Below are 21,085 nucleotides of genomic sequence, written 5' to 3' on the forward strand. Positions count from 1 at the left end.
GTAAAATACGGTGGGGTGCTGTGCAGGTCTGTAGGCATCCACGAAAAATTTATGTTTTTCTAAGCACCTGGTGCTACCACCGTTGTGCAGCTTCCATCCTGCGAAATTGCATTCCAGTTCCCCCCTCATTGATTCGACCTGATCAGTGATTTGCATCGGACTTGATCAGCAGGTCTTGTAAACATGATCAGTGGAGAGCTGCACATTGCTGCCGTTGGCGACAGGCACTAAACGACCCATGGCGGACATGCATGCATCGGGGCGCTATGCGCTCACTGTTTTGATGCCGAGGTTAAAATGGGACTAGGTTCTTGCTGTAGCCGAATTTAACGCCTGATGCGAAAAAACCTCCGCATTCTCGCTGTTTTGTACAGCTTTGGCATTCAGGCGCGTACTCGTTCTTCCAGTCGCTGATTGATTTGCGGTAGTAGGGTTGAATGTCCGGATTCACCAAGCAAAGCTGATGGTTGTAAACCGAGATATTCATGCCGTACTTGGCAAGAATGCCAACTGACTTGCTGAGAGTGTCTTTGTATTCGATTGGGTCGATCCATAGCTCATCGAGATTGGCCCGGGTGAAGCCCATCATCTCGAGGCCCATCAGCGCCACATGGTCAACAAACAGCAGATTGCGTGCGATGAACTCACACAGTTCAGTTAGGCGCTGCACCGATAGCTTGTGAATGACAACTCGGATCTCAACCTTCTGACCCAAACGCTTCAGATTGAGAATGCCCTGAATGGTTTCATCGAATGCGCCTTGGGCCTGGACGATGTAGTCATGCAGTGTCGGATCGTCTGAATAGAGAGGAATGCCGATCATCGCGTCGGGCAATTCAATCCGCGCATACTTTTCAGCGAACGCCGGATCTTTGAAGCTGCGTCCGTTCGAGAGAATGTGGATTGCGGTTCTTGGCAGATAGCTTTTTGTCAGGCTAATGATCTTAAGGAAGCGTTCCCGATTGGTCGTAGGCTCGCCGCCAGTAAACCCCAATTCGCGGGTATCTTTTGGAATGAGGGGGATCAGGCTCTCGATTTCGTCAAGTATCCAAGAGTCATCAGCAGCCTTAGGCGGTTGCGAACACATAAGGCAGTAATGGTTACACTGCTCGGTAACCAGGATGCTGTTGTGAGGTGACGATGCTCGAAACAGCACGCTAATGCTCTGACGATCTGCTGAAAGCCGGATAACGTCACCATTACCGATATAGCTGTAGTCATTCGGTAGGATCGAGTAGTCAGAGTCGGAAGGCAGTATCTCAACAAGCAGCCGATGTTTATCAAGCAGAAGATAGTGGGCGAATCCTCGGGGGATCTGCTGATCGGAAACCAAATAAGCCATTTCCCGTCGCAAGACTTCAGGCAGATTCCGACTGGTCGACACCTTGAGCAGAGTGAGGTCCCTATGAACATTAACCGCATGGATACGGATAATCTTTCCGCCGAGTTTTAGCATCGGTTGGCCCAACCCATAAAAATCCGTTTTGTTTGCTCATCACTTCCCATCAGCTCAATGAGATGCTTGAAAATCGCCATATTTCGCTTGCAGAAGGAGGACTCTGGCTTTCTTGCTACCACATCTTTGTGAATGGCGTGATGGTAGACGGGCTCAGCTCCACAGTAAGGTTCGAATGCACAGTCAGAGCACATTGGAGCGCTTAAGGTGAAAGAGTTTTCAAGTGCATCCAGAAGCTGATCAGAGAGGATAATCTCCTCATACGAATGCTCAAGAATGTTGCCCAGACGGAACGTATGATCACCCATTTCGGCAAGCATACGACTTTCATCTGAGGCGTAGACCGATCCGTCGTAGTTGAACACGATGGCTGCGATACCAGCACCGGCAGGGTTCATTAAATCAACAAACCCAGGATCCCCTGAAGTCAGCATTTTTGTCAGCACGAGCGAAGAATACTGCTCTACAAATCGGATGTCGGATTTGTTTAGTTCAATGATGTACTGAAGACCTTCCTTATAAAACTCAAGCCAGCGCTCCGTGTCATATGACATGAATTTTTTGGTCTTGATCGCAAAGCCGTAGGGGGAGAGCGTGCGGAGGAAGATGCCATCAAAGCCTAGGCGCAGGTATTCATCAATGATGTCCCGCGCTCGTGGCAGGCTCTTGTCTGTGGTTGTCATCAGGGCTGACACTTGGTCATAGCCGAGGGCTGCACGGGCTTTCTGCAAACCTTCTTCGAAACGCTGATGACTATCTCGGCCTGGTCGTGGGCGATTTGCATTATGCAGATCCAATGGCCCGTCAAGCGAAGATGAAAGCACAATGTTGTGCTGCTTACAGAAGTCGAGCACGTCATCAGTCAGTAGTGAAAGCGTGGTCGCAATCACGAACTGTAAGTCACGTCCTTCCTTGACGTTACGTTTTTTTGCCTCAAGAACAACATACCTCACCATCTCGAAGTTCAGCAGCGGCTCACCACCCTGAAACTCAATTTTGATGGCTGAATTGGGAGACCTAAAGACAAAGTCCAGCGACTTGTCAGCCATCTCTGTGGTCATGTCAAATTCGCCTTTGCTCTCCGACTGCCTTGAAACCTGGCAATAAGGGCAGCTATGGTCGCACCGAAGAGTCACTACAAAGATATGCAGATTGGTGAACTCGGCCAGCCTAGACAATCGCGTGCGGATCTTGAGTGCCAGAAGCTGAAGTGGAGCTTGCTCGTTGGTGAAGCGAATGAACTGTTTAGATCGAAGCGTAGGGATCAGCTCTGATGAGAGCGGAAGCGTCTTGCTAATGATCGGTTCAAGCATCGGCACCGGTATGACAAGAAATTCGCCTGCCATGTTAGTGATGACGTACTCGTCGTCATTCAGGCGGTCGAACTTAAAGGGCAGCAGCTCATAGGGACGTTGCTGCGCGTAGAACTCCAGCTTTTGAAATTTACTCACTGATCAGCCCGGTTTTTGAAAAGGCCAGTCCGAGGATCAGATTCTTGATAGGCTGCGTTTCAACTGCCAATCGGTGGCGCAGCTGATAATCGAGCACATCTTTTTTGAACTCTTGGATGGCAGACAGAAAGGCCGGCTCGTCCAAGCCGATATTCAATGACAAAACACAGATAAACCGTCCCTCTTCGGAGGTGATATCGACCGTGAGGGTGTTGATCGATCGATAAGCAGCTTTCTGCAACACCTGGGCGTCATAAAGCCGTTCATCAAAGACGAGCGTATGAGAGCAAGCCATTATCGACCCGAATAGTGGGAGCTATGGGAGCTGTGCGAAGAGTGGGAGCTATGGGAACTGTGGTAAGCCATCAGTTGCCCCTGATCCCCTCGCTTGAGAATGAAGGCGAACAGATCATTGCCGCCGCGAACAGAAAGGTTCTCGTTTTGAGCTTCCGCTTGAAATGTGTTCTTGGCTTCTGTGGTGGGCTCGACGACTTCATGAGAAGTTAGAGCGGAAGCCTGCTCTGTAGCTATGGCTGCGGCCAAAGTGGCCATTGGTACCAGAAAGGAGCGTTTTTTCATCGCAAAATTACCCTATATTGTTTATGGTTTTAGGGAGTCTCGCTGACGCATATCCATGATGTCAATGTGAAATCGACTGGTGGCCTTTTACTCTCCCATAACCCGACAGACGCCTCGCTTTTCCGTATCGGAGATTTAAGGGCGCGGCAATGATCGATGCTCAAGGCTTGCGCGCCGTGTACCGCAAAGAGTTTCCTGAGTGGGTGCGACTTCCGGCGCTGGTTGATGCTGATTTGCTCTGCTTGCCGGTCAACTGGCGGGAAGAAAAAAGGGGGATTAATTTTCCAAAAGGTGACGGAAAAATAGATCCGTCCCCTATTTGTTCAATAGGCTGCTTTTGGCCGTTCTCTGCCTGTCACGAAGGACAGCAGTCGACCCATAGATGCCTGTCGTATGAACTAGGCAGCGAGTCAACATTCGCCGAATGTCAGTGTTTGGCGTCCAATAATCTTGAGCAAAAGCACGAGACTATGCGCAGCTAGTAGCAGGCTCTAGCGAGTAAGTAAATGGTTTAGTCCTCAGGCTCGTCTTCCTCGTCATTTATCTCTTCGACTCCAGCCATCGTGAAGTTGAAGGATGCAGCTATATGGTCTTGAATCGATTTTTCACGAAGTAGGACGAACTCTTCAAAATCCTCTTTTGATTTTGAAGGCCTTTTGAGGACTTCGAAAGCGGTGCGGTCGATAAATTGAAGTCTGTAATTTTCAGCGATTATTGCATCTCCATGATTATTTGATGCTTCTTGTACATGATCTGCAGGATTTCCATTGATCCATCGCCTATTTGTTTCAGACTCTAAAAACATAAGATTCAGTATGACGTCACCCTGATCCCCCTTATTCCAGCCAGCCATAGTCGGAAGGTATTTTTTGGGGAAAATATGATGCTTTTCCGTGGGGAAAGCGCCTGGGCGGAAACCGATGCCGTTGGATGAAACTGGATCTTTAGGGTTTCGATAGTTGATGAGCCCTCGGATCAGTTTTCCAATAGCTCCGTTAGGTGAGTGCCTTAAGAGTCGCGGTATTGTAACTTCGGTCAGCCAGGAAGGAACAGATGAGTCATTATTAAGCCAAAGTTTGAAGTCTTCGTAGTCGCGAACTTGCTTGTTATGGACACCCTCTTGATATCTTTGAGATAGCGCAGAGCCAACATACCATCGTGCTAGTTTCTTTTCTGCATTTAACTTATCTAAACCCTTGAGGTTTCGGCCGTTGATTTCCTTTAAAGCTAGCGCCATTGGTGCGTAGATGGCGTCATAGGGGACCATGTCGACACCTTTGGAATCTAGTGCTGCACCGAGATTGTCCGTTAGAAACTTGCCTAATGCCTCAAGTGACTGAAAAGCTGACTCTTTATAAGTTGTGTAGATCTCTGCGTTTATCGTTTTTGGTAAGTTTGCCTTTTTAGGCTCCTTTCCACCGAGCATGGCAATTGTTTGCAGAAGGATTTCTCCAGTACCATCCATGCTTTCATAATATTTGCCTTTTTCTCGAAAGTCTTTGATCTCCTGAGTAAGATCAATGTCTTTAGGGAATAGAATCGAAACTACAAGCTCGAAAGGAGTAAGCATTTGTCCCGTGGTGTTTAAGGTTGTAAATATTCGGCTAATAGATTCAATTTGGGTCGTGGCTTCGATCTCAATTACTGGAACTGTGTCCGTCTTAGCCAGACTGAAAAATGGCACGATTAGGCGGTAGGCAAAATCTCTTCGATCAGAATATTCTGCTACATAGTCAAGGATTGCTAAGTTTAACTCTGTGGAGTCCGCTAGCAAGGACGTGCATAGTAAATGTTTTTTTACTAATTGCGAGCGTGGGTCGACTGTGCGAGGTCTAGCAGAGATATAACTATCAGTTTCATCAAGATCGTGAACAAATTGAATTACCTCTTCTTTTATTTCGAAATTAATTTTTTTTGAACAGCAAAGTTCAAATAGGCGATCCAGTCTAAGATAATATTGTCTCGGGCCGGTGGCGTACAAAAGATGAATGCCAGCCGTAAGCCGCTGCTGGCCGTCTAATACAAGGAAATCGGCGGCCTTGTCCGGGGCTTGAACGTGGGCACCTTCAAAGGTCCTCGGCGCGAGCAACTCATTTTCACCTTTCAGAAATAACAGTGCACCAATAGGGTATCCCTGCCGAAGGGAGTCGAAGAGTTTGATTACTTTGTCGGTCCTCCAACGCCAGCCTCTCTGAAATGCAGGAAGCTTTAATTTTCCGTCATGTGCATCTGTGACGAGGTCTCGGAAGGAGCGGGCGCTTGAGGTCATCGAAATCATCCTATTGAAAGGCGGTAAATTCATCCTATGCCCTTGGGCTGCTTTCCACCCAAAGGCACACGCAGACTATCGCACCTAGCCAGTTAGAATGGAAATACGGTGGATGTAGTAAGGCTAGGGCGCGTGAGTAATTCGTGTACATCCCCTCTTCGTTGACGCCTTGCGTGTGTGTCAATCCAGTTGACTTGACGGCAAATGGGCATTCCGGAAGCAGTCAATCGCTTACGACCACTTTTGGCCGTTAGCAGCGTCCATGATCGAATGGCTTACGACGAATCGGATCCTCGCGGGCTGTGGCACTTACCTCGTGAGATACAATGAACGCGACTGGATCGTTTTCACTGGAGTCATGAACATGTCCCATGGGTATCTTTACTTGCTCGTTCACAGTCGCGGGGATGTGTTTAAGGTCGGGATTAGTACAGTGCCCACCAACCGTCTCCACAAGCATACCCGTCAAGATTTCGTGGTCGCTGATGGTACGCTCTACAGGCTCCCGAGTATCGAAGCCGCGCGCCACCTTGAACTGCTGATCCTACGCTCTCTACCAAGCGCACGCGGTAAGGGGGCTAGTCGCATTATTGATGGCCGTACAGAATGCTTTCGTATCGGATACTTTCGTTTGGTGAGCAATCTCCTCCTTGCTGCGCTCGAGTCACCGTTGGGTGAAGGCTATGAGGTGTGCGATATGGAAGGCCACATCAAGGTTCCATCAAGAATGAATGGCTGGGACATTCCGGAGGTGCGGGCAGCACGCCTGGACAGCCCCCAATGCACGGTCAATGGCGTGACGTATAAGAGCTTTCGAAATGCATGGATCTCACTATTCGGCGAGGAAACTCCAGGCCGCCAACCTGCACGGATCCAGTGGAAAAAGCAGGGCAAATTGGAAATTCATGGTCTGTTATTCGAGAAGGTTCAAGGCAACGTCGAAGATTAGTCCTCACTTCTGGTGAAAAGGCCGATCCGGCTTGCGTATAGGCGCTGAAGAAACCAGTGATTCTAGACTCGCCAGTAATCGTCACCAGTGCGGCAGTAGTGATTGACCGCTTCTGGCCAATTCTGTTGAAAAAGTCGGCCACGGTTTGCGCATTAGAAAAATACGCGTCCGAGATTGAAATCTTTACTTTTGGCAGAGGCTTCCGGACTCGGATTTCACGTAGCAGCGTGCAAAAAAGGCGTTTTCACCAGTCAATGATCAGGCAGTTTGGGTAGACCGACTTTTTCAACAGAATCGGCCGATTACAGCCTGTCGCGAAGGTCAGCAGTCGACCCAAAGCTGACGGTCGCCGGTGGTGGAAATTGGCAATCATTGGACCACCTGTCGGGATTTGGCTGATTGAGGAGGGTTATCCTGGCAGCGGGCCGTTTGGGAGCCGCCCGGGCGTATTGAGTTGCTGAAAGAGCCAAGCGAGTACCGGTGGTTCTAGCAACCCTGCTACAAACATCGAATACCAGTTGTTTTTGCTGTCTTGCGCGTCGTCGAGCATTTCAATTTCACTTTGGAGGACGTCTTGAAGCGCAGCAAGGCTTGTCGGATTCACATTTAGGGCGCGGATGACCAAGCTGGGCTTGCGGCACAGGTTGGCCCAATTAGTGTTCAATTGGCCCAGGACGGCCGTGCGTTGGACGATTGAGCGGACATGAAAACTGATTGCAGCAAACTCAGGATGGGTCCCATCCACGCAGAGCTGTAGGGAGATTTTGGGTACCAGACCTAAGTCCTGGAAATCGGCGCGGACTAATCGCTCTCGTAAACAATGGTCGAAATACGGGTGCAGAATGCGTTCACCGGGGTTCGGCCCAATAAGCAGGTCCTGACGCTTACTGTTGCACTTGCATGCGGGTACAAGGTTCAACGAAAACACTACAAAAGCGCTGTGATCACTTTGCGGCAGCAGATGATCAAGGGTGCCTCGGTGGAGGGAGCCACACATCGGGCAAGTACGATGCTCCTCTGCTTGGCGCAGCGTTTTGATATGCTGGAGATCCTGTGGCGGCGATTTGAAATGAGCTTTGAGGTAGGCCGCTGCTTGCAGGTCCAGAGTAACGGGTAAGACTGCGAAAGCATTACCCTGCGCAGCTTCATATTGGGCATAGGCATGGTGAAGCATCGCAACCGACGTCTGCAGGTGGGGATAACTACTAACCCGATGGTTGGCTGCCAAATTTGTTAGGGCAAACGCGTCGTCAATGTTGGGGCGCTGAATCTTATTCATTGCCCCCTCTCCATCGCTTCTCGGAGCGTGCCAAGGATTTCCAAGGAAAGCTCGTCCTTGTACCTGCGGTATAACTCATTCCAGCTGCTAAACCTTTCGAGCAACCTTTCTTCCACTGCAGCGGCAAGCCGAGAAGGCTCATCCTCCCCAAACACAAAATAGGAAATGGCGCCAACGTCTGCGCCAAAGGTCCTAAGCGCAGGTCGCTCAACCCTTACGAAGCCGTCTTCGTCGGTGCGCAAAACCGATACCTGGTCCTGAAAAACCTCCCGAACGAAGTAAGCAGAGTGCGTAGCGATAATCGCGGCCGATCCAGTTAGCTTCAGCAGGTTGTCCAGCAAAGAGACGAACTGACTGATGAAGTTGGGATGCAAGTGGGTTTCAGGTTCATCCAACAGTAGAAGCGAGCCATTTTCCACGCACAGGCTTGCCTGCGCTGCAAACCGTACGAAAGAGATTTCGCCACTGCTCAGTGGATAGCTGGCGCCGGCGATTAACCGAACAGGCTCCCGCCGCAGATCGATCGACGCAAGCTTTTCAATGATGTACTGCTCGCCGCCGTGCCTCAACCGTCCGAGCGAAATAGGCTCAAGCCCGGCTTCCCGCACAGGTAGACAGATTTGTTCCCAGTTATCGATCGCAACCAGAGAGTGTAGGAAGATTTTCCATCGTGAAAGTTCGCCAATATATTCTTGGGATCTTGCAACCTGCACCACTTGATCTGCGACACCTCCATCTTTGCGCTTACTTCCAGACCGGTTGAGGGTGAACCGTCGGTACCACACGCGCGGGCGCTTGCGCCGGTCGGTGGGGAAGACCGACCCCGCCTCATTGGTCGGGGCGAACGCTAAAATTCGATTTACTAAAACGCGCGAGTTTGGGCTACCGTCATTCAGAGCATGGTCGCCATCGAGCGCGGCGCGAACAATTCGGCCCAGCGTCTGACTTTTACCCACCCCATTCTTGCCAATGATCACGGCTATCCGTTTTGGAAGATCTGCGTCATGGTCGAACTGAAAAATTAACTCGTGAGAGTTTTGCCGCCCAGGCAATAGAAAATCGATGGCAAACACTCCGGAAATGCTTCCGAATTGCTCATGTGCGAGTCCTCGCAAGATGGACCCTGCATTCTTGTAGGCAAAATAAGAATCAGCATTCCGGATGAATGACTTCAAAAAAATATCAGTCCGTAGGGCTGTGTCCAGCCAGTTGGCAGTGCTCTTGAACTCAGAAAGCACAACCACGTCGCGCATTGCCTTCAGCACCTGCCTGGATCGAATCAAGCCGAGCGTCCGGACGACCATGCGGTAAGCCTCCATGCTGGGAAGCATGGTGAAAAACCGGTGCTTGTCGGTCACGCGTTCAAGGCCATCAGTGTCCTCGAGCAGTATCTTTAATCGGTCTACTCCATTGGCTTCATCCTTGGCGCTGGGAATAAAACCGATGAAACCTGCGGTCGAAAAATCAAGGCCGTCCGAAAGCTGGATGCTGACATCAATCCGGGTTCGGAAGCCGAAATCGTTCCAGTCATCCTTGCTGGCCGTTATGAGCACCGAATTTAACGGCTGCGACGTCATCGAAGATTTGCGCGTTCCAAAGAATACGGTAATCGGATTTTTTTCCGTACCCGACTGCTTTCCGTTGCTCGAAGCCATATTCCCTCTGTTTCCTAGACACAGATTAGGCGGGCCTGGCCCGCCAACGCCGCCAGCATAAACGTGCGAACGGCGTTCTGCAGCTCCCTATCCGAATATTGAGTGCTATCGGGACGGTGCGTCGCCGGCATCAGTAACCGAGGCAGTTTTGAACTGGGCGTGAGCGGACGATGACATTCACACGGATTCAAGCTCGGCAGTGCGAAATTGGTTTGATGTCATGATTACTCTCCAGAGCCTCAGGTGACTGCCGAAAAGATCTATCGACCTGCGGTAAGTTATAAAACGGGCGCAGCATGCTAGCGAGTGCATAGGCGCGCGGATGTCCACCAGCGCATCTTCTCTGCAGCTGGGTCATGAGCTTGCTGAGACCCCGTTATCATTCGTGTTTAAGATTTTCTCATGACTGAGCGGTAGCTGCGTCCTTTACCTCCAATGCGCTTTGGCACTGACCGCTTCTGGCCGATTACTGCTTGTCGCGACGGGCAGTCATCGACCCATTGCTGACGCTCAGGATTTCTCACTCTCAAACCCAAGCCGCAAACTCGCACATCAGTGACGACAAATCGGTTCGCCTAGGGGCGGGATTACTAAGCAAAACTGACCCAAGCAATGTTATGTGCCATCCCAGACCAACGGTCATGGGCTGTCATCAAATGACAAAGCGTTGTCGCCAAATGGAAGGTTGGCAGTCCCCCCGTCTATAAACTCCTTCTCACGGGAAGTGCAGCGTCACCCGCTATGCTTTTGTGCCGTCCTCAAAGCCTGAGCAGTAGTTATTTCAGTCGGCCAACGTGAGCTGAGCTGAGGCCAAGCTAGCCGTGGCGAGCAAGGCCAGGACTCTCTTCATGATGATCTCCTGCCTAATTGTCCTAGGTCAAAGCAACACCAACTCAATGAATATAGGCTGATCTCAGCCGGTGCTTATCAGCTATGACTACCAATTCAGTTCTGACTAGTCTAAGCGTGATAAGCCATTGGCATTTCGACAGGAGGTAGGGTCGTCATGAAGCTCAAAGTCGTGCTATTAGCACTTGGCGCACTAGTAATAAGTTTTAACGCTTTCTCTCTCGAAGAGAAAAATACAGATATTGTTGGAACGCACACCGTAGTATTTACTCCGCTACAATCCGGAGGGAAATTAACGGCATGCACATTGAATTTTACTGCTCTCTTTGAAGATCGCACTCATATAAGCAGTAAGCAATACATCCTGAATGGGCATATCGGCATTTATAATCTGGACAATAATAATCTTGCCTTCATTCAGAAAACAGGTTTTGCGGATGCAAATATAGCTCCATTAAAAATAGAAAGACCATTCTCTGCATATGTAGAATCGAAAACAAAATCAACTGCCTCTCTAGATAAAAAAACATTTACCGGAGATAATAATTTTCTTTTTTCAATTGCCAGCCTGGATAAAACTACACTTGCTTTAATCGATGAAATATATGAGTCAAAAACGTTAATCGTAGGTTTTAATGTCATTGATGGCGGCATCGACTTTTTGGTTCCTGTTGATTTGAGAGTTGGCGATGCGATAGAGCAGCCAGACGGAAGCTATAAGCGCACAATTTCTAACAAGGCAACTGGTGACTTCACTGCATGCACAGCTAGGCTGATGTCAGAAGCGATTGGAGCTAAAAAATAGAAATATAACTATTCTAATTGCTGAATATGTTATTTCCCTCTCTGTTGTTACTCTGAGCAAGAGCTTCAGATAGGCCGAGCAAATGCGAAGTATCAGTTATAAGCTGGAATATATATCGACGCTGCACAGCTCAAGGACAATCAAGCACGTTTGGATTAGAGTCGTCTAGCTCTGTGCTAGGGTTGTGGGGTGAGTTGCTGGAGGGGCGCACATGAAGAAGGCATTTCTTTGTTTGCTGTTAGCCCTTGCTACAGCAAGTGCTGGCGCATTGGCTGAAACGGTATTTGTAAAGTACCAAGGCCCAGTCGATCTGGAGCCATTCGCCTGCTCGGATACTGTCAGTTCGTTCGTACATCGAATTTGCTATCAGCCCGATCAAAGCTATCTGGTCGTGCTGCTGGGTGACACCTATTACCATTACTGCCGCATACCATCGCAAGTTGTTAGCCAGTGGCTAAATGCAGACTCAATGGGCCGTTTTTATAACGGATCGATCAAAGGCAAATTCGATTGTCGGCTGGGGGGGGCAATGAATAGTAAAATCAAATAGATAATCGTATCGTACGCAAAACGTGTAATAATTGACCTCGTAGTCCGAGGTGGTGGCGATCATCGGCAAGGAATATTTACATGCGCATCTATGCTTTAATTGTGGCTATTTTTTTAATCGGAACCGCACAAGCATCTGAATCGACAATTGTTGGGTTTGCAGGTTATGAATTTGGAATGACGCTTGATCAGGCTAATTCTGTACGAAGTAATGACAAGGTAACTGATTGCACCTACGTAAACGCTTTCAAGTGCATTGAATACGAAACAAATATCTATGGCGAGGCAGCAAGAGTTATTGCTCAGGTTGGAAAAGCAAGCAAAAAGATCGATAAAGTTGTGGTTAACTTTAATTACCTGTCTGCCGCCGCTAAATCGAAAGCCTGCTTATCAACACACAAAAAAATAAGTGCTAGGGTGTTTGAAAAGTACGGAAAAAATTTCCAATCGCCCGTTCAAGGAATCTATGACTGGTATTTGCCTGATGGCGGCAGGGTTACTTATTCCGGAATGTGCGTCACTGATGATCAAGGTATAGTCATTGTGTCCTATACTCAAAGCGAAGGACTGTAAGCTTCTTATAATGGTGTAGTTAACGGAATGAATCGTCTCTCGACAAGCAAATCTGGGTCGTTCTCTGTCGGTCAACAAATCGTGGCGGGCAAATCCGATGCAAATGGCTGGTCAGGATGCAAAACGGATGGGTAAGTCTGTGCAATGACTCATTCAAAAGAGTCGGCCGTTTACAGCCAGCATTAACTAAAAGCCCGTGCGGGGTAGATTACGGGCGCAATGCAAAGCTAATGGCGCCCCTAGGGCATGGTAAAATGTGCATGCCATGCCACCCCAAAGGGGCTGCCACTATGCACCGTGCAGACCTACCTACGCTGGACATCAGAACCTTGTTACATCAAGGGTTACTGAGGGATTCCACCCCCGGTACTTTGAGTTTAGGCGAGCTGATATTTGACTGCCGTGCACCCGACCGCTCAGCACTGTTAGTTAGTTGGGACGGGCACCAGCAAGAGTTGCCCCTCCGCTGGACCGGAGTGCGTGGCCGACCTAGCGCGCACCGAGTTTGTTGGTGCTGCCCTCAGTGCGGAAAGCCTACCTCACTGCTTTACCTACTCGAAACATTCGCCTGCGCCAAGTGCCACGGACTGCGGTCTGGGTTCGGTACTGCTGAACGTTTGCGCAGGGCTAAGGACGCCGTAGCTGTGTTAGAGGCAGCAGCACAAGGGCCGGAGGCGTTGATGGCGCTACTAACGAGCAGGGCTGTCGTGCAACCCAGTGGTACAGCGGTTCTTGTCACTGGCCCGATAGCCCCCATAGTCGAGATGACCGGGCGGCGAGATGCCGAAAGTATGACGGCGCTCCAGCAAGCTCAGCGTGAGCAGCGTCTGGCTGCGATTCGCCGCGCCAAGCGGGAGCAGCAGCCATGAGAAAACCACACACGAGCGAAGTTCCAGCGCTGGAGATGGGCGCGTTCCGGCAGATGGGTGGGTTGAATACTGGAGCAAAGCTGGAGCTAAAGGGTGGGCAAGATGGTGAAGTGCGCATCACAACCGTAATGATGGGCGATCATCTGCTGGTGACGGCTTACGAGGCGACGCAGCGGCTTGACCTCACCATGAGCGTGGACAAGTGCAACAGGCTTAGAGTGCGAGTGCTCTGCCCTCGGTGCTTCACACGGCGGCGTAAGCTTTACCTGTGGACGGGTGGATTCGCTTGCCGGGGCTGCCATGGACTTCACAGACCAAATAGTGTCGCCCCACGCGCCGAGGGGCGGGACTTGGTGGCTGGGTACGAGCGGCTACGCGCCAAGCTCCACGCACGGGATATGCCAATTCAGTGTATTCGCAGACCCATCGGGATGAAGCGTGTGTACTTCCAGCGTTGGGTCGAGCGCCTTAAGGTAGTTGAACCGCAGGCCCTAGAAGAAATGCGCCGTTATCTCCAGCGAGCGGGCTTACTGGGACTATTCAGTGTTGGCCCCAAGAAGATGGGCAGACCCAAGACGCGCCAACCTGCCAGTAAAGCGGGGTAGCAGGACCGCCAGTGTTTAAAAAGGTGTAGCACCACGACTTAATTGCCATGTGCGCCAGTGCGCCAAACCTGCGCCAAACAGGGTATAGCGCAGGGCGCGGCGCCAAAAAGCGCCAACCCCGCGCTGGGGGTATAAGGGGGTGGCGCAGCGCAACCCACCCCCCGTATTTACTGGGCTGTAGCCAGCCCGTGCGCCAACCCCAAAAACGCATTTACTGGGTTGTATTCCCACTTGAGCAGCTCCGAAAATACACAAAACAGTCAACTATTGGCGCAGGTTGGGTACTTCAGGCTCCTCAGTCGCGTATTTCTTGGTCTGAGGAACGTAGTCCTCCACCAAAACCACGTATTTCTGAGCAGGGTGGCGGTTCGGCTTGCTGTACTCCAACACCCCAATGACCTTAGCCCGAAGTAGCGCCGTGATTGCCATCGCTGCGCGCAACTTGCCATCACGACCAGCCACGAAAATTTTGTTGTATTCCGGCAGGTTGGATAACGCTGACATGGCAGAATGCGCCCCTGGAACAACACTGGCAGGTATCGTTACCCCGTCCTTTTGCGCGGCCTTGAATGCTTTGAACATCTCAGATTGGTCAAACTCATCTTGAGTCTGGCCAACGTGTTTCGCAGCATCCAAAGGCATTGGCACACCATGCTCGTTAAATGCGATCTTTAATGGCTCCGCCTTAGCACTGAGATTGTGCTTTTCATGCTCAATGGTAATTACATCTTTGTCCGACAAGAGGGCAAGTCTTGAGCGAGTGGAGTTGTGCCATGCTGTGCTACCGCTGTAGCTGTTGCCCTTTGCTCCTTCTCGGGCCGCTGCCTTATCTATGTGTGCCAACAGCACAACCGCTGCGTCGTAACGCACGGCAATGCCCCTTGCGAGACCTCGAATAAACATCCGAACATCGCGCCGCGAGATTTCATTTGCCCCGAAGGCGTCACTTGCATTGTCGATGAAGACCAGTCCCGCGTGCTGAATTTCAGCGCATAGCTGCCTGAAAGTGGCGGTGAAGCGCGGCTTGTCGCTCCCATTCCCCTCGATCAGTGTCGGTTCCCCACCAGTGCCATCGAGCAGAACAAGGTTGCTCAACACCGCCTGATCAGGCAGTCCGTAAGCGGTAATGATTTTCTTGAGCCGGTAGCGAACGATCGACGGTTCATCCTCCAAGCTGACATATACCACCCGACACTGCTCAACTGACCTCCCCGCGAAAGATTGACCACATGCAACATGGGCCGCCATCACTAACGCTATACAAGATTTCCCACCTCCGCCGTGCCCGCCCAGGAGAGTGACGTGGCGCGCAGGGAACCATCTATCGATAATGAACCGCACCGGCTCCAGCTCAGCAGTCATAACATCTGACAGATCTACCGAGTGCAACACGGTTGGCTGTTCAAAATCCGGCTCTACGTGCTTAGCCGCTGCCACGCAGCGCCTGACGGCGTCCAGCCCCTCCTGCTGGTGCAGGTCGTTAAAGTCGTCACCTTTCTGCCTCGCGCCAAACAGCGGCACGGCCAGAAGTGCACGAACCTCCATAGCGGCCTTAACTGCATCGGGGTGCGGCTCGCTACCGTTCTTGCGCAAGTCCGCACCTATCACAATTTCAGCATTGGGCCACTTCTCCCGCAGAGCCCCGGCCACGTTGCCAATGTTGGTGCAGCTCAGCGCACAGAACACTGGCAACCCTGTGGACTCCAAGACGCTGAGTCCTGTAGCCACACCCTCAACGATCACCAGTTTTTCGGGGGCAGTAGTCTCGACGTCAAGTATTACAAACCCACTGCTGCGCGTCCCTTGCCCCGGCAGCGATGTCTTGCGCCCATTTGGGTCAATCAGCTCCACACTCGTCAGCACCATCGCGCCATCAAAGAGCTTATGGATTGGTGCCAGCAACCACTGCTCGCCGGTTAGATCTCCATCAGTTGACCGTGGCGCATAACCCAGAATGCTAGTAGCCCCATTCGCACTGATTTCCCACAGCCCTACACAGGCATGTACACCTTTCCGATTCAAGTAGGGGTTGTTCTTTGGCTGCGTAGCGTTAGTCATCAGCTGCGCTGCCAATTCCGCAGCCTTGGCCTGAGCGACCGTGTCCGACTCGTGATTGTTGGCTTCTTGCTCAATCTTTTGCTGCAAGTTACGAACTAAATCTTCTGGGTCGGGCGCCGGCCAGCCTCCAGGATCAACCCAGCCCTGTCCTTGGGCAATGTGAAACAATGTTCCGATGCCGATGGCTCCGGGTTTTAGACTGCGCCACATGCTGTTGAAGGCACGAGGGTCATAACTTGTTCCCTTGGCACTCCACTCTTCACACAGATCGCGCCCGTCCTCGCCAAGCTCGGAGTGGATCGCTGCACAGACCTTGAACCATGTGTCATGGTCACAGCCAGGACTGATGCTGGCCAACGCCGATTTGATCTTTCCAATTGGTGCAGGAGCACTATCGGTGCTGCTCATGACAACACCACCAGCGCGAGCAAGTCGGCCTCAAGGTGCAGATGGGCAATTCGATTGAAAGCTTGGTGGTAGATCTGAACACAATTCACCTGTGCGGCGTTTCGACTACCGGTGATTGTGGCGTCGGTCATTTCTAACCACTGAGGCTCAACTGCTTTCAGAATCCCGGTATAGGTCACTGGGCCCAGTTGCATAACCACGCGCTGGCCAAGAAAGCGGTCAAGTGGGCTGGCTTTGGGTTTTGCCTTGTTTAGCGAAAGCTTTTCCATTGGGTTCTCTCCCGAGAAGCCCAACCTTTAAGGGTGCTGTACGCGCCAAGTGGGTGTAAAATTACAACCATATTGCTACACCCCAAGCCGCTGATCCCTTGACTGGTCGGCGGCTTTTTATTGGGGGTGGTCTAGCTGATTGTTTATCCAATCCTGTACAGCAAGACTGTCCCAGCCAACGGCGTGCAGGCCTGCTATCGGCTTACCTTTAGGAAACTTACCCTCGGCCATTAGCTCGTAGATTTTGGTTCGGCTAAGGCCCATGGCTTTCTGTAAGTCACGGATGCGCAAAATTGTGCGAGGGAGTGCGGTGGTGCTCATGTCTGCTTGCCCCAAATATGGCCGCTGCGGGCCGCTGCTGTATGGGGCTATGCTGCGCGGCCGGGCCGGCTTAAAAAATTGCACGCCGTTACGGTATTGGGGTTTACCGTAGCGCCTAGGGGGTTTTACGGGGGCGGCCGGGCTTGCTGGCATATGCAGGCGCAGTAGGCTTAATCCATGCATTAATGCTCGGGAGCTTTGGTAGAGCGGTGAATCCTTCGCGCTTCAAGCTGTCTTTAACCATCGCCGCCACCTCACTTAGTCGATATTCCTGCTCGGTATCGGCTTGCCATACTTCGTAAGCAAGTGTTCTGGCGCGATCCTGCACATTTGCTTTGGCGGCGTTTAATGGTCCCAATGAGCGCTGGAAGACTTGCTCTACCTTCTTTTTGTCTACGATATGTGGCACCACCATCGTAGCGCCAAGCCTAAAGAAGCAAACTATTACCTTAGTCAGCTGATCAAGTTGCTCGTCGGTCAGCGTCTTCGCCAGTGGCGCTATGGAGTCTAATAGCGTCATCAACTCTTCTCTTCTACCTGGCTCAGTAGCGGGGTTCTCTTCCAAATAAGCCAACCCAACAAGCAAGCCATATGGTCCGACTGGACCTTCGGCATTAGGGAAATAAGCCTTCATAGCTTCAAGGGCATTCATGCCTAAACCCTCCCGAATGCGGCATGCACCACGTTCGCTGCTGGCGCGGTGGTGGCGTAGTCAGCCCATGCCTGCATTAGCTCCCGGCGCTTTTCCAGCAGGTTGCTACGACTGTAGGCAGCCTCTGTTTGATCGCGTTCATCGTGTGCCAGCGCCAGCTCACAAACTTCACGCGGGTAGAGGGTGCATTCACTCGCCCAGGTGCGGAAGGTGGCGCGGAAGCCGTGTGTGGTTATGTCCGGTAGCCCCATTTCGCGCAGCAGGTTGAAAGTTGCACCGACGTGCATGACCCCAGACTTGCTGCTGGTGCCAGGAAACAGATAAGGACTGCCAGCAATGCGCGGAATGGTTTGTAATAACGCAACCGCCTGCCGCGATAGCGGAACTGTAAACGGCTGGCGGGTTTTCATGCGCTCGGCCGGTAGGCTCCATGTGGCAGCGTCAAGGTCGAACTCGTCCCAAGTGGCATAGCGAACCATCCCGGCGCGAGCAGCAGTCAAAATCACCAATTGCAGCGCATTAGCATCTCGCCCCTTCATGGAGGCCAGTCTGCCCATGAACGTCGGAAGGTCACGCCAAGCCATCGCTGGATGATTGTTCTTTTGTCTTGCGCGCTTCTTGTCGGCTCGGCTCAGCAGGTTGTCCAAGTGGCCGCGCCAGCGTGCAGGATTCTCCCCAGTCCTTAGTTTGAGCGCTTTGGCTGCATCCAGCACCCGCTCGATATGGCCGCGCAACTCATCGGCTGTTGCTGGTTTCGCGCTCCAGATCGGCTGCAGAACTCGAAGTACATGCTCCGTTTGTATCAGATCAGGTCGCAACGTGCCCATAGTCGGGAGAGCGTACCGCTCCAAAATTGACAACCAACCTTTGCGGCGGCGTTCAGTCAGGTGCTGACAGTGTGCCGAATGATAATCCAGCACCAGCGATTTGAAGGTAGCAACATTTGCCTGCTCTGCTAGGCGCTGCTCTTGCTGGCGCTGCTGCGCTGCTTGGCGCTCATCCAAAGGGTCACAGCCTTTCAGGATAAGTGCTCGTGCTTCGGCGGCGGCTTGCCTAGCTGCTTTGAGTTTTGCCGCTGGATATGGTCCCAAGCCCATGTCTCGGCGCCTGCCGTTGAGTTGGTAGCGCAATAGCCAGGACTTGTTGCCGGTAGCTTTGATTACCAGATAAAGCCCATCACCGTCCGGATATCTACCCGGCTCGGTTAGGTGCTCGACTTGCTTTGGATTTAGCTCGCTCATTTCGATAGCCCCACACTCAGCCCCACATTTTTACACGGGTTTAGGCGTACAGCCACATACCGCCACGCACATTATACCACCGTGTAGGCCTTGTTTTGCTGGGGTTTACGCATAATTACGCATTGCGGCGTACAAATAAAAAACCCGCCTTGTGCGGGTTTTTGTTTTCAGGGAGCTGCTCGCTAATTCTGCGCTGACAGGATGGGCCCCATCGCTGGCAAGCCAGCTCCCACAGTGTCCGTGTCGTACTCAAAAAATATGCAGCACGCAGAACCTGTGGGAGCTGGCTTGCCAGCGATGGGGCCCATCTGGGCAACCCGTCATTCCGTCTGGCGAAGTCGCTTGTACAGGGTGTTGCGACTAACCCCCAACCGCCGCGCCAAATACGAAATATTTCCCCCAGCCGCTTGAAGCTGCCGATTCAAATCCTCGGTATCATTCAAATCCACTGCCAAAGTCTCAGGCGTCTCAACCGGCTCCATCTCCAGATCGACAAAAAAATCATCCGGCAAATGCTCCGGTCGCACCGGTTGTTCCTCGGCCATGGCCAGCGCTACCTGCATCACGCTGCTGACCTGGCGTAAATTCCCCGGCCACGGATGACGGTCGAACAGCGCCAATACCTCACGGCTCAAGCCGGCCCACTGACTCGGTTCGCGGTGCTGTTCCCACAAGCGTTTGAACAACGCTTCTTTATCACTGCGCTCTCGCAACGGCGGCAATTCGAGGGTCAAACCGCCAATCCGGTAATACAAGTCCTCACGGAAACGCCCTAATTGGACTTGCTCGCGCAACGAGCGGTTAGTCGCCGAGATGATGCGAATGTCCACAGGGAACAACTCGCTGCTGCCCACCGGTTGCACGCAACGCTCCTGCAACACCCGCAACAATCGCGCCTGGGTCGGCAGCGGCATATCGCCGATTTCATCGAGGAACAGTGTGCCTTTGTCGGCCTTGCGGATCAGGCCGATGCTGCCTTTCTGGTTCGCTCCGGTGAACGCGCCTTTCTCGTAGCCGAAAAGTTCTGATTCAACCAGTTCGGCGGGGATCGCTGCACAGTTGACTGCAATAAACGCCTGTTTACTGCGAGAGCTGGCCTGATGCAAGGCTTTGACGAAGACTTCCTTGCCGACCCCGGTTTCACCATGAATCAACAGTGGAATGTCTTTTTCCAGCAAGCGCTCGGCCTGGCGCACGGCTTTTTCTACGCGACTGTCGCCGAAGTGCAGGGTATTGAGGCTGATCGCGGCGGGTTCGGTGTTCTTGGTTTCAGCAAACAGTCGCGGCTGAATCGGCACTTGTTTCGGTCGTTTCAGCAGGCATTGGAAGCGATTGCGCCCGGAAGCCTGTAGGGAGAAGGGCAGGCCTTCGGGTTGATTCAGCAACTCCAGCAACGAGACCTTGAACAGACTCTCGACACTGACCCGCGACAGACGCACGCCGAGCAAGTTATCCGCGCGGCGATTGGCGGACAGCACCTGGCCGCTCTCATCGAAAATCAGCAGCCCGGCCCACTGGCTGTCGAGGTTGTTCAGGCCGGTGTTGAAGGTCAGTTGAAAATGCTGACCGTGAAACAGGTTGAGGATCAGCCGGTTCTCCACGGTCTGGCTCATCATCTTGACCATGCCCAAGGTATGGGATGGCGGCAAGTAACTGTCACTGGACACATCCAGCACGGCGATGACCTTGCGCTCGGCATCGAAAATCGGCGCGGCGGAACCGGTCATGAAACGGTTGGCCTTGAGAAAGTGTTCATCGTGCTCGATGTGCACCGCTTGCTCGCAGGCCAGCGCGGTGCCGATCGCGTTGGTGCCGCTGCAACGCTCCATCCAGCTGGCGCCGGCACTGAAGCCACGGGTCAGGCTCGGTTCGATGAAACGCTGGGTGCCCCAGGACGTCAACACCTGGCCCTGATTATCCGCGAGCATGATCAGGCAATTGGAGTTGCTCAGGATGTTTTCGTAATACGGCAACACTTCCTGGTGGGTGGTTTGCACCAGGGAATGCTGGCTCTCCAGCAACTGCGCGACGCCTTCGGCTGGCAGTTGATCGAACGCCGGGGCACTTTGATGATTGAGGCCGAACGCGCGGCAACGGTTCCAGGAGTCCTGGATGATGGCGTCGTGGGAGAGCGGCAGGGCAGGTGTGGCCATGGCAATCAGCCTCTGAATCAGTATTTTTATTGTTGTTATTGTGCAACGCCAATCCCCTGTAGGAGCTGCCGCAGGCTGCGATCCTTTGATCCTGT

17 protein-coding genes and 1 pseudogene are annotated in these 21,085 nt (G+C 52.2%); 5 read left to right on the forward strand and 13 right to left on the reverse strand.

Translation table 11 applies throughout. The annotated features are described in order from the left end of the window. Nucleotides 1-292: 292 nt before the first annotated feature. Genes hxsC through hxsA2 form a run of 4 tightly spaced genes read right to left on the reverse strand, consistent with a single transcriptional unit; the run spans nt 293 to nt 3,486 of the window. Nucleotides 293-1,456, reverse strand: a complete 1,164-nt coding sequence (hxsC, locus tag KGB21_RS21860; RefSeq protein WP_223506729.1) for a His-Xaa-Ser system radical SAM maturase HxsC — start codon at nt 1,454-1,456, stop codon at nt 293-295. Further along, a complete protein-coding gene (gene hxsB / locus KGB21_RS21865; RefSeq protein WP_223506688.1) occupies nt 1,450-2,907 on the reverse strand; it encodes a His-Xaa-Ser system radical SAM maturase HxsB in 1,458 nt (485 codons plus the stop codon). Before hxsB ends, hxsC begins: the two co-directional genes overlap by 7 nt. Further along, the gene (gene hxsD, locus KGB21_RS21870) at nt 2,900-3,202 is read right to left on the reverse strand and encodes a His-Xaa-Ser system protein HxsD (RefSeq protein ID WP_223506689.1); all 303 of its coding nucleotides are present in this window, start codon (nt 3,200-3,202) and stop codon (nt 2,900-2,902) included. The genes hxsB and hxsD overlap by 8 nt, the downstream gene beginning before the upstream one ends. Then, nucleotides 3,202-3,486: a His-Xaa-Ser repeat protein HxsA2 gene (hxsA2, locus tag KGB21_RS29670; protein ID WP_223506690.1), complete on the reverse strand. Its 285-nt coding sequence runs from the start codon at nt 3,484-3,486 to the stop codon at nt 3,202-3,204. The genes hxsD and hxsA2 overlap by 1 nt, the downstream gene beginning before the upstream one ends. Before the next feature lie 143 nt (nt 3,487-3,629). Here hxsA2 and KGB21_RS21880 point away from each other — a divergent pair. Next, a pseudogene (locus tag KGB21_RS21880) lies at nt 3,630-3,758 on the forward strand (carbon-nitrogen hydrolase); the annotation flags it as partial. A 239-nt stretch (nt 3,759-3,997) separates the two neighbouring features. Here the strand turns inward: KGB21_RS21880 and KGB21_RS21885 are convergent. Beyond that, nucleotides 3,998-5,755 carry a DUF262 domain-containing protein gene (locus KGB21_RS21885; RefSeq protein ID WP_223506691.1) on the reverse strand — a complete coding sequence of 586 codons (1,758 nt, stop codon included), beginning with the start codon at nt 5,753-5,755 and terminating at the stop codon, nt 3,998-4,000. A 433-nt stretch (nt 5,756-6,188) separates the two neighbouring features. Here KGB21_RS21885 and KGB21_RS21890 point away from each other — a divergent pair, with 433 nt between their 5' ends. Beyond that, nucleotides 6,189-6,704, forward strand: coding sequence for a hypothetical protein (locus KGB21_RS21890; protein WP_223506692.1), 516 nt, complete (start codon nt 6,189-6,191; stop codon nt 6,702-6,704). Between the two features lie 409 nt (nt 6,705-7,113). On the opposite strand, the gene KGB21_RS21895 is transcribed toward KGB21_RS21890, so the two are convergent. Beyond that, nucleotides 7,114-7,983 (reverse strand): hypothetical protein, encoded by an 870-nt coding sequence (locus tag KGB21_RS21895; protein WP_223506693.1) that lies wholly within the window; start codon nt 7,981-7,983, stop codon nt 7,114-7,116. Beyond that, nucleotides 7,980-9,638: an AAA family ATPase gene (locus KGB21_RS21900; RefSeq protein ID WP_223506694.1), complete on the reverse strand. Its 1,659-nt coding sequence runs from the start codon at nt 9,636-9,638 to the stop codon at nt 7,980-7,982. Before KGB21_RS21900 ends, KGB21_RS21895 begins: the two co-directional genes overlap by 4 nt. Nucleotides 9,639-10,644: 1,006 nt before the next feature. Here KGB21_RS21900 and KGB21_RS21905 point away from each other — a divergent pair. The 3 genes from KGB21_RS21905 to KGB21_RS21915 all read left to right on the forward strand — a co-directional run bounded on the left by KGB21_RS21905 (nt 10,645) and on the right by KGB21_RS21915 (nt 12,414). Then, complete coding sequence (locus KGB21_RS21905; protein ID WP_223506695.1) at nt 10,645-11,292, forward strand: hypothetical protein; 648 nt, start codon at nt 10,645-10,647, stop codon at nt 11,290-11,292. Between the two features lie 211 nt (nt 11,293-11,503). Then, nucleotides 11,504-11,842, forward strand: a complete 339-nt coding sequence (locus KGB21_RS21910; RefSeq protein ID WP_223506696.1) for a KTSC domain-containing protein — start codon at nt 11,504-11,506, stop codon at nt 11,840-11,842. Between the two features lie 80 nt (nt 11,843-11,922). After that, on the forward strand, nt 11,923-12,414 hold the full coding sequence (locus KGB21_RS21915; protein WP_223506697.1) for a hypothetical protein: 492 nt from the start codon (nt 11,923-11,925) through the stop codon (nt 12,412-12,414). 1,738 nt (nt 12,415-14,152) lie between these two features. On the opposite strand, the gene KGB21_RS21920 is transcribed toward KGB21_RS21915, so the two are convergent. The 6 genes from KGB21_RS21920 to KGB21_RS21945 all read right to left on the reverse strand — a co-directional run bounded on the left by KGB21_RS21920 (nt 14,153) and on the right by KGB21_RS21945 (nt 20,990). Beyond that, the gene (locus KGB21_RS21920) at nt 14,153-16,354 is read right to left on the reverse strand and encodes an AAA family ATPase (RefSeq protein ID WP_223506698.1); all 2,202 of its coding nucleotides are present in this window, start codon (nt 16,352-16,354) and stop codon (nt 14,153-14,155) included. Next, nucleotides 16,351-16,623: a hypothetical protein gene (locus KGB21_RS21925; RefSeq protein ID WP_223506699.1), complete on the reverse strand. Its 273-nt coding sequence runs from the start codon at nt 16,621-16,623 to the stop codon at nt 16,351-16,353. The genes KGB21_RS21920 and KGB21_RS21925 overlap by 4 nt, the downstream gene beginning before the upstream one ends. Nucleotides 16,624-16,740: 117 nt before the next feature. After that, nucleotides 16,741-17,127 (reverse strand): helix-turn-helix transcriptional regulator, encoded by a 387-nt coding sequence (locus tag KGB21_RS29470; RefSeq protein ID WP_317846737.1) that lies wholly within the window; start codon nt 17,125-17,127, stop codon nt 16,741-16,743. Then, nucleotides 17,060-17,596, reverse strand: coding sequence for a hypothetical protein (locus tag KGB21_RS21935; protein ID WP_223506701.1), 537 nt, complete (start codon nt 17,594-17,596; stop codon nt 17,060-17,062). The genes KGB21_RS29470 and KGB21_RS21935 overlap by 68 nt, the downstream gene beginning before the upstream one ends. A 2-nt stretch (nt 17,597-17,598) precedes the next feature. Then, a complete protein-coding gene (locus KGB21_RS21940) occupies nt 17,599-18,837 on the reverse strand; it encodes a tyrosine-type recombinase/integrase (RefSeq protein WP_223506702.1) in 1,239 nt (412 codons plus the stop codon). A 320-nt stretch (nt 18,838-19,157) separates the two neighbouring features. After that, nucleotides 19,158-20,990: a sigma-54-dependent Fis family transcriptional regulator gene (locus KGB21_RS21945; RefSeq protein WP_223506703.1), complete on the reverse strand. Its 1,833-nt coding sequence runs from the start codon at nt 20,988-20,990 to the stop codon at nt 19,158-19,160. Nucleotides 20,991-21,085: the final 95 nt, after the last annotated feature.

The organism is Pseudomonas sp. GL-RE-29, assembly GCF_019947275.1.
Taxonomy (GTDB): domain Bacteria; phylum Pseudomonadota; class Gammaproteobacteria; order Pseudomonadales; family Pseudomonadaceae; genus Aquipseudomonas; species Aquipseudomonas fluorescens_A.

What these genes read in the sequence shown, in the direction of transcription:
- KGB21_RS21885 (WP_223506691.1), bottom strand. Translation starts at nt 5,755, where the DNA reads ATGACCTCAAGCGCCCGCTCCTTCCGAGACCTCGTCACAGATGCACAT.
- hxsA2 (WP_223506690.1), bottom strand. Translation starts at nt 3,486, where the DNA reads ATGAAAAAACGCTCCTTTCTGGTACCAATGGCCACTTTGGCCGCAGCC.
- KGB21_RS21945 (WP_223506703.1), bottom strand. Translation starts at nt 20,990, where the DNA reads ATGGCCACACCTGCCCTGCCGCTCTCCCACGACGCCATCATCCAGGAC.
- KGB21_RS21925 (WP_223506699.1), bottom strand. Translation starts at nt 16,623, where the DNA reads ATGGAAAAGCTTTCGCTAAACAAGGCAAAACCCAAAGCCAGCCCACTT.
- KGB21_RS21895 (WP_223506693.1), bottom strand. Translation starts at nt 7,983, where the DNA reads ATGAATAAGATTCAGCGCCCCAACATTGACGACGCGTTTGCCCTAACA.
- KGB21_RS21905 (WP_223506695.1), top strand. Translation starts at nt 10,645, where the DNA reads ATGAAGCTCAAAGTCGTGCTATTAGCACTTGGCGCACTAGTAATAAGT.
- hxsC (WP_223506729.1), bottom strand. Translation starts at nt 1,456, where the DNA reads ATGCTAAAACTCGGCGGAAAGATTATCCGTATCCATGCGGTTAATGTT.
- KGB21_RS21940 (WP_223506702.1), bottom strand. Translation starts at nt 18,837, where the DNA reads ATGAGCGAGCTAAATCCAAAGCAAGTCGAGCACCTAACCGAGCCGGGT.
- KGB21_RS21915 (WP_223506697.1), top strand. Translation starts at nt 11,923, where the DNA reads ATGCGCATCTATGCTTTAATTGTGGCTATTTTTTTAATCGGAACCGCA.
- KGB21_RS21935 (WP_223506701.1), bottom strand. Translation starts at nt 17,596, where the DNA reads ATGAATGCCCTTGAAGCTATGAAGGCTTATTTCCCTAATGCCGAAGGT.
- KGB21_RS21910 (WP_223506696.1), top strand. Translation starts at nt 11,504, where the DNA reads ATGAAGAAGGCATTTCTTTGTTTGCTGTTAGCCCTTGCTACAGCAAGT.
- hxsD (WP_223506689.1), bottom strand. Translation starts at nt 3,202, where the DNA reads ATGGCTTGCTCTCATACGCTCGTCTTTGATGAACGGCTTTATGACGCC.
- KGB21_RS21920 (WP_223506698.1), bottom strand. Translation starts at nt 16,354, where the DNA reads ATGAGCAGCACCGATAGTGCTCCTGCACCAATTGGAAAGATCAAATCG.
- KGB21_RS21900 (WP_223506694.1), bottom strand. Translation starts at nt 9,638, where the DNA reads ATGGCTTCGAGCAACGGAAAGCAGTCGGGTACGGAAAAAAATCCGATT.
- KGB21_RS29470 (WP_317846737.1), bottom strand. Translation starts at nt 17,127, where the DNA reads ATGCATGGATTAAGCCTACTGCGCCTGCATATGCCAGCAAGCCCGGCC.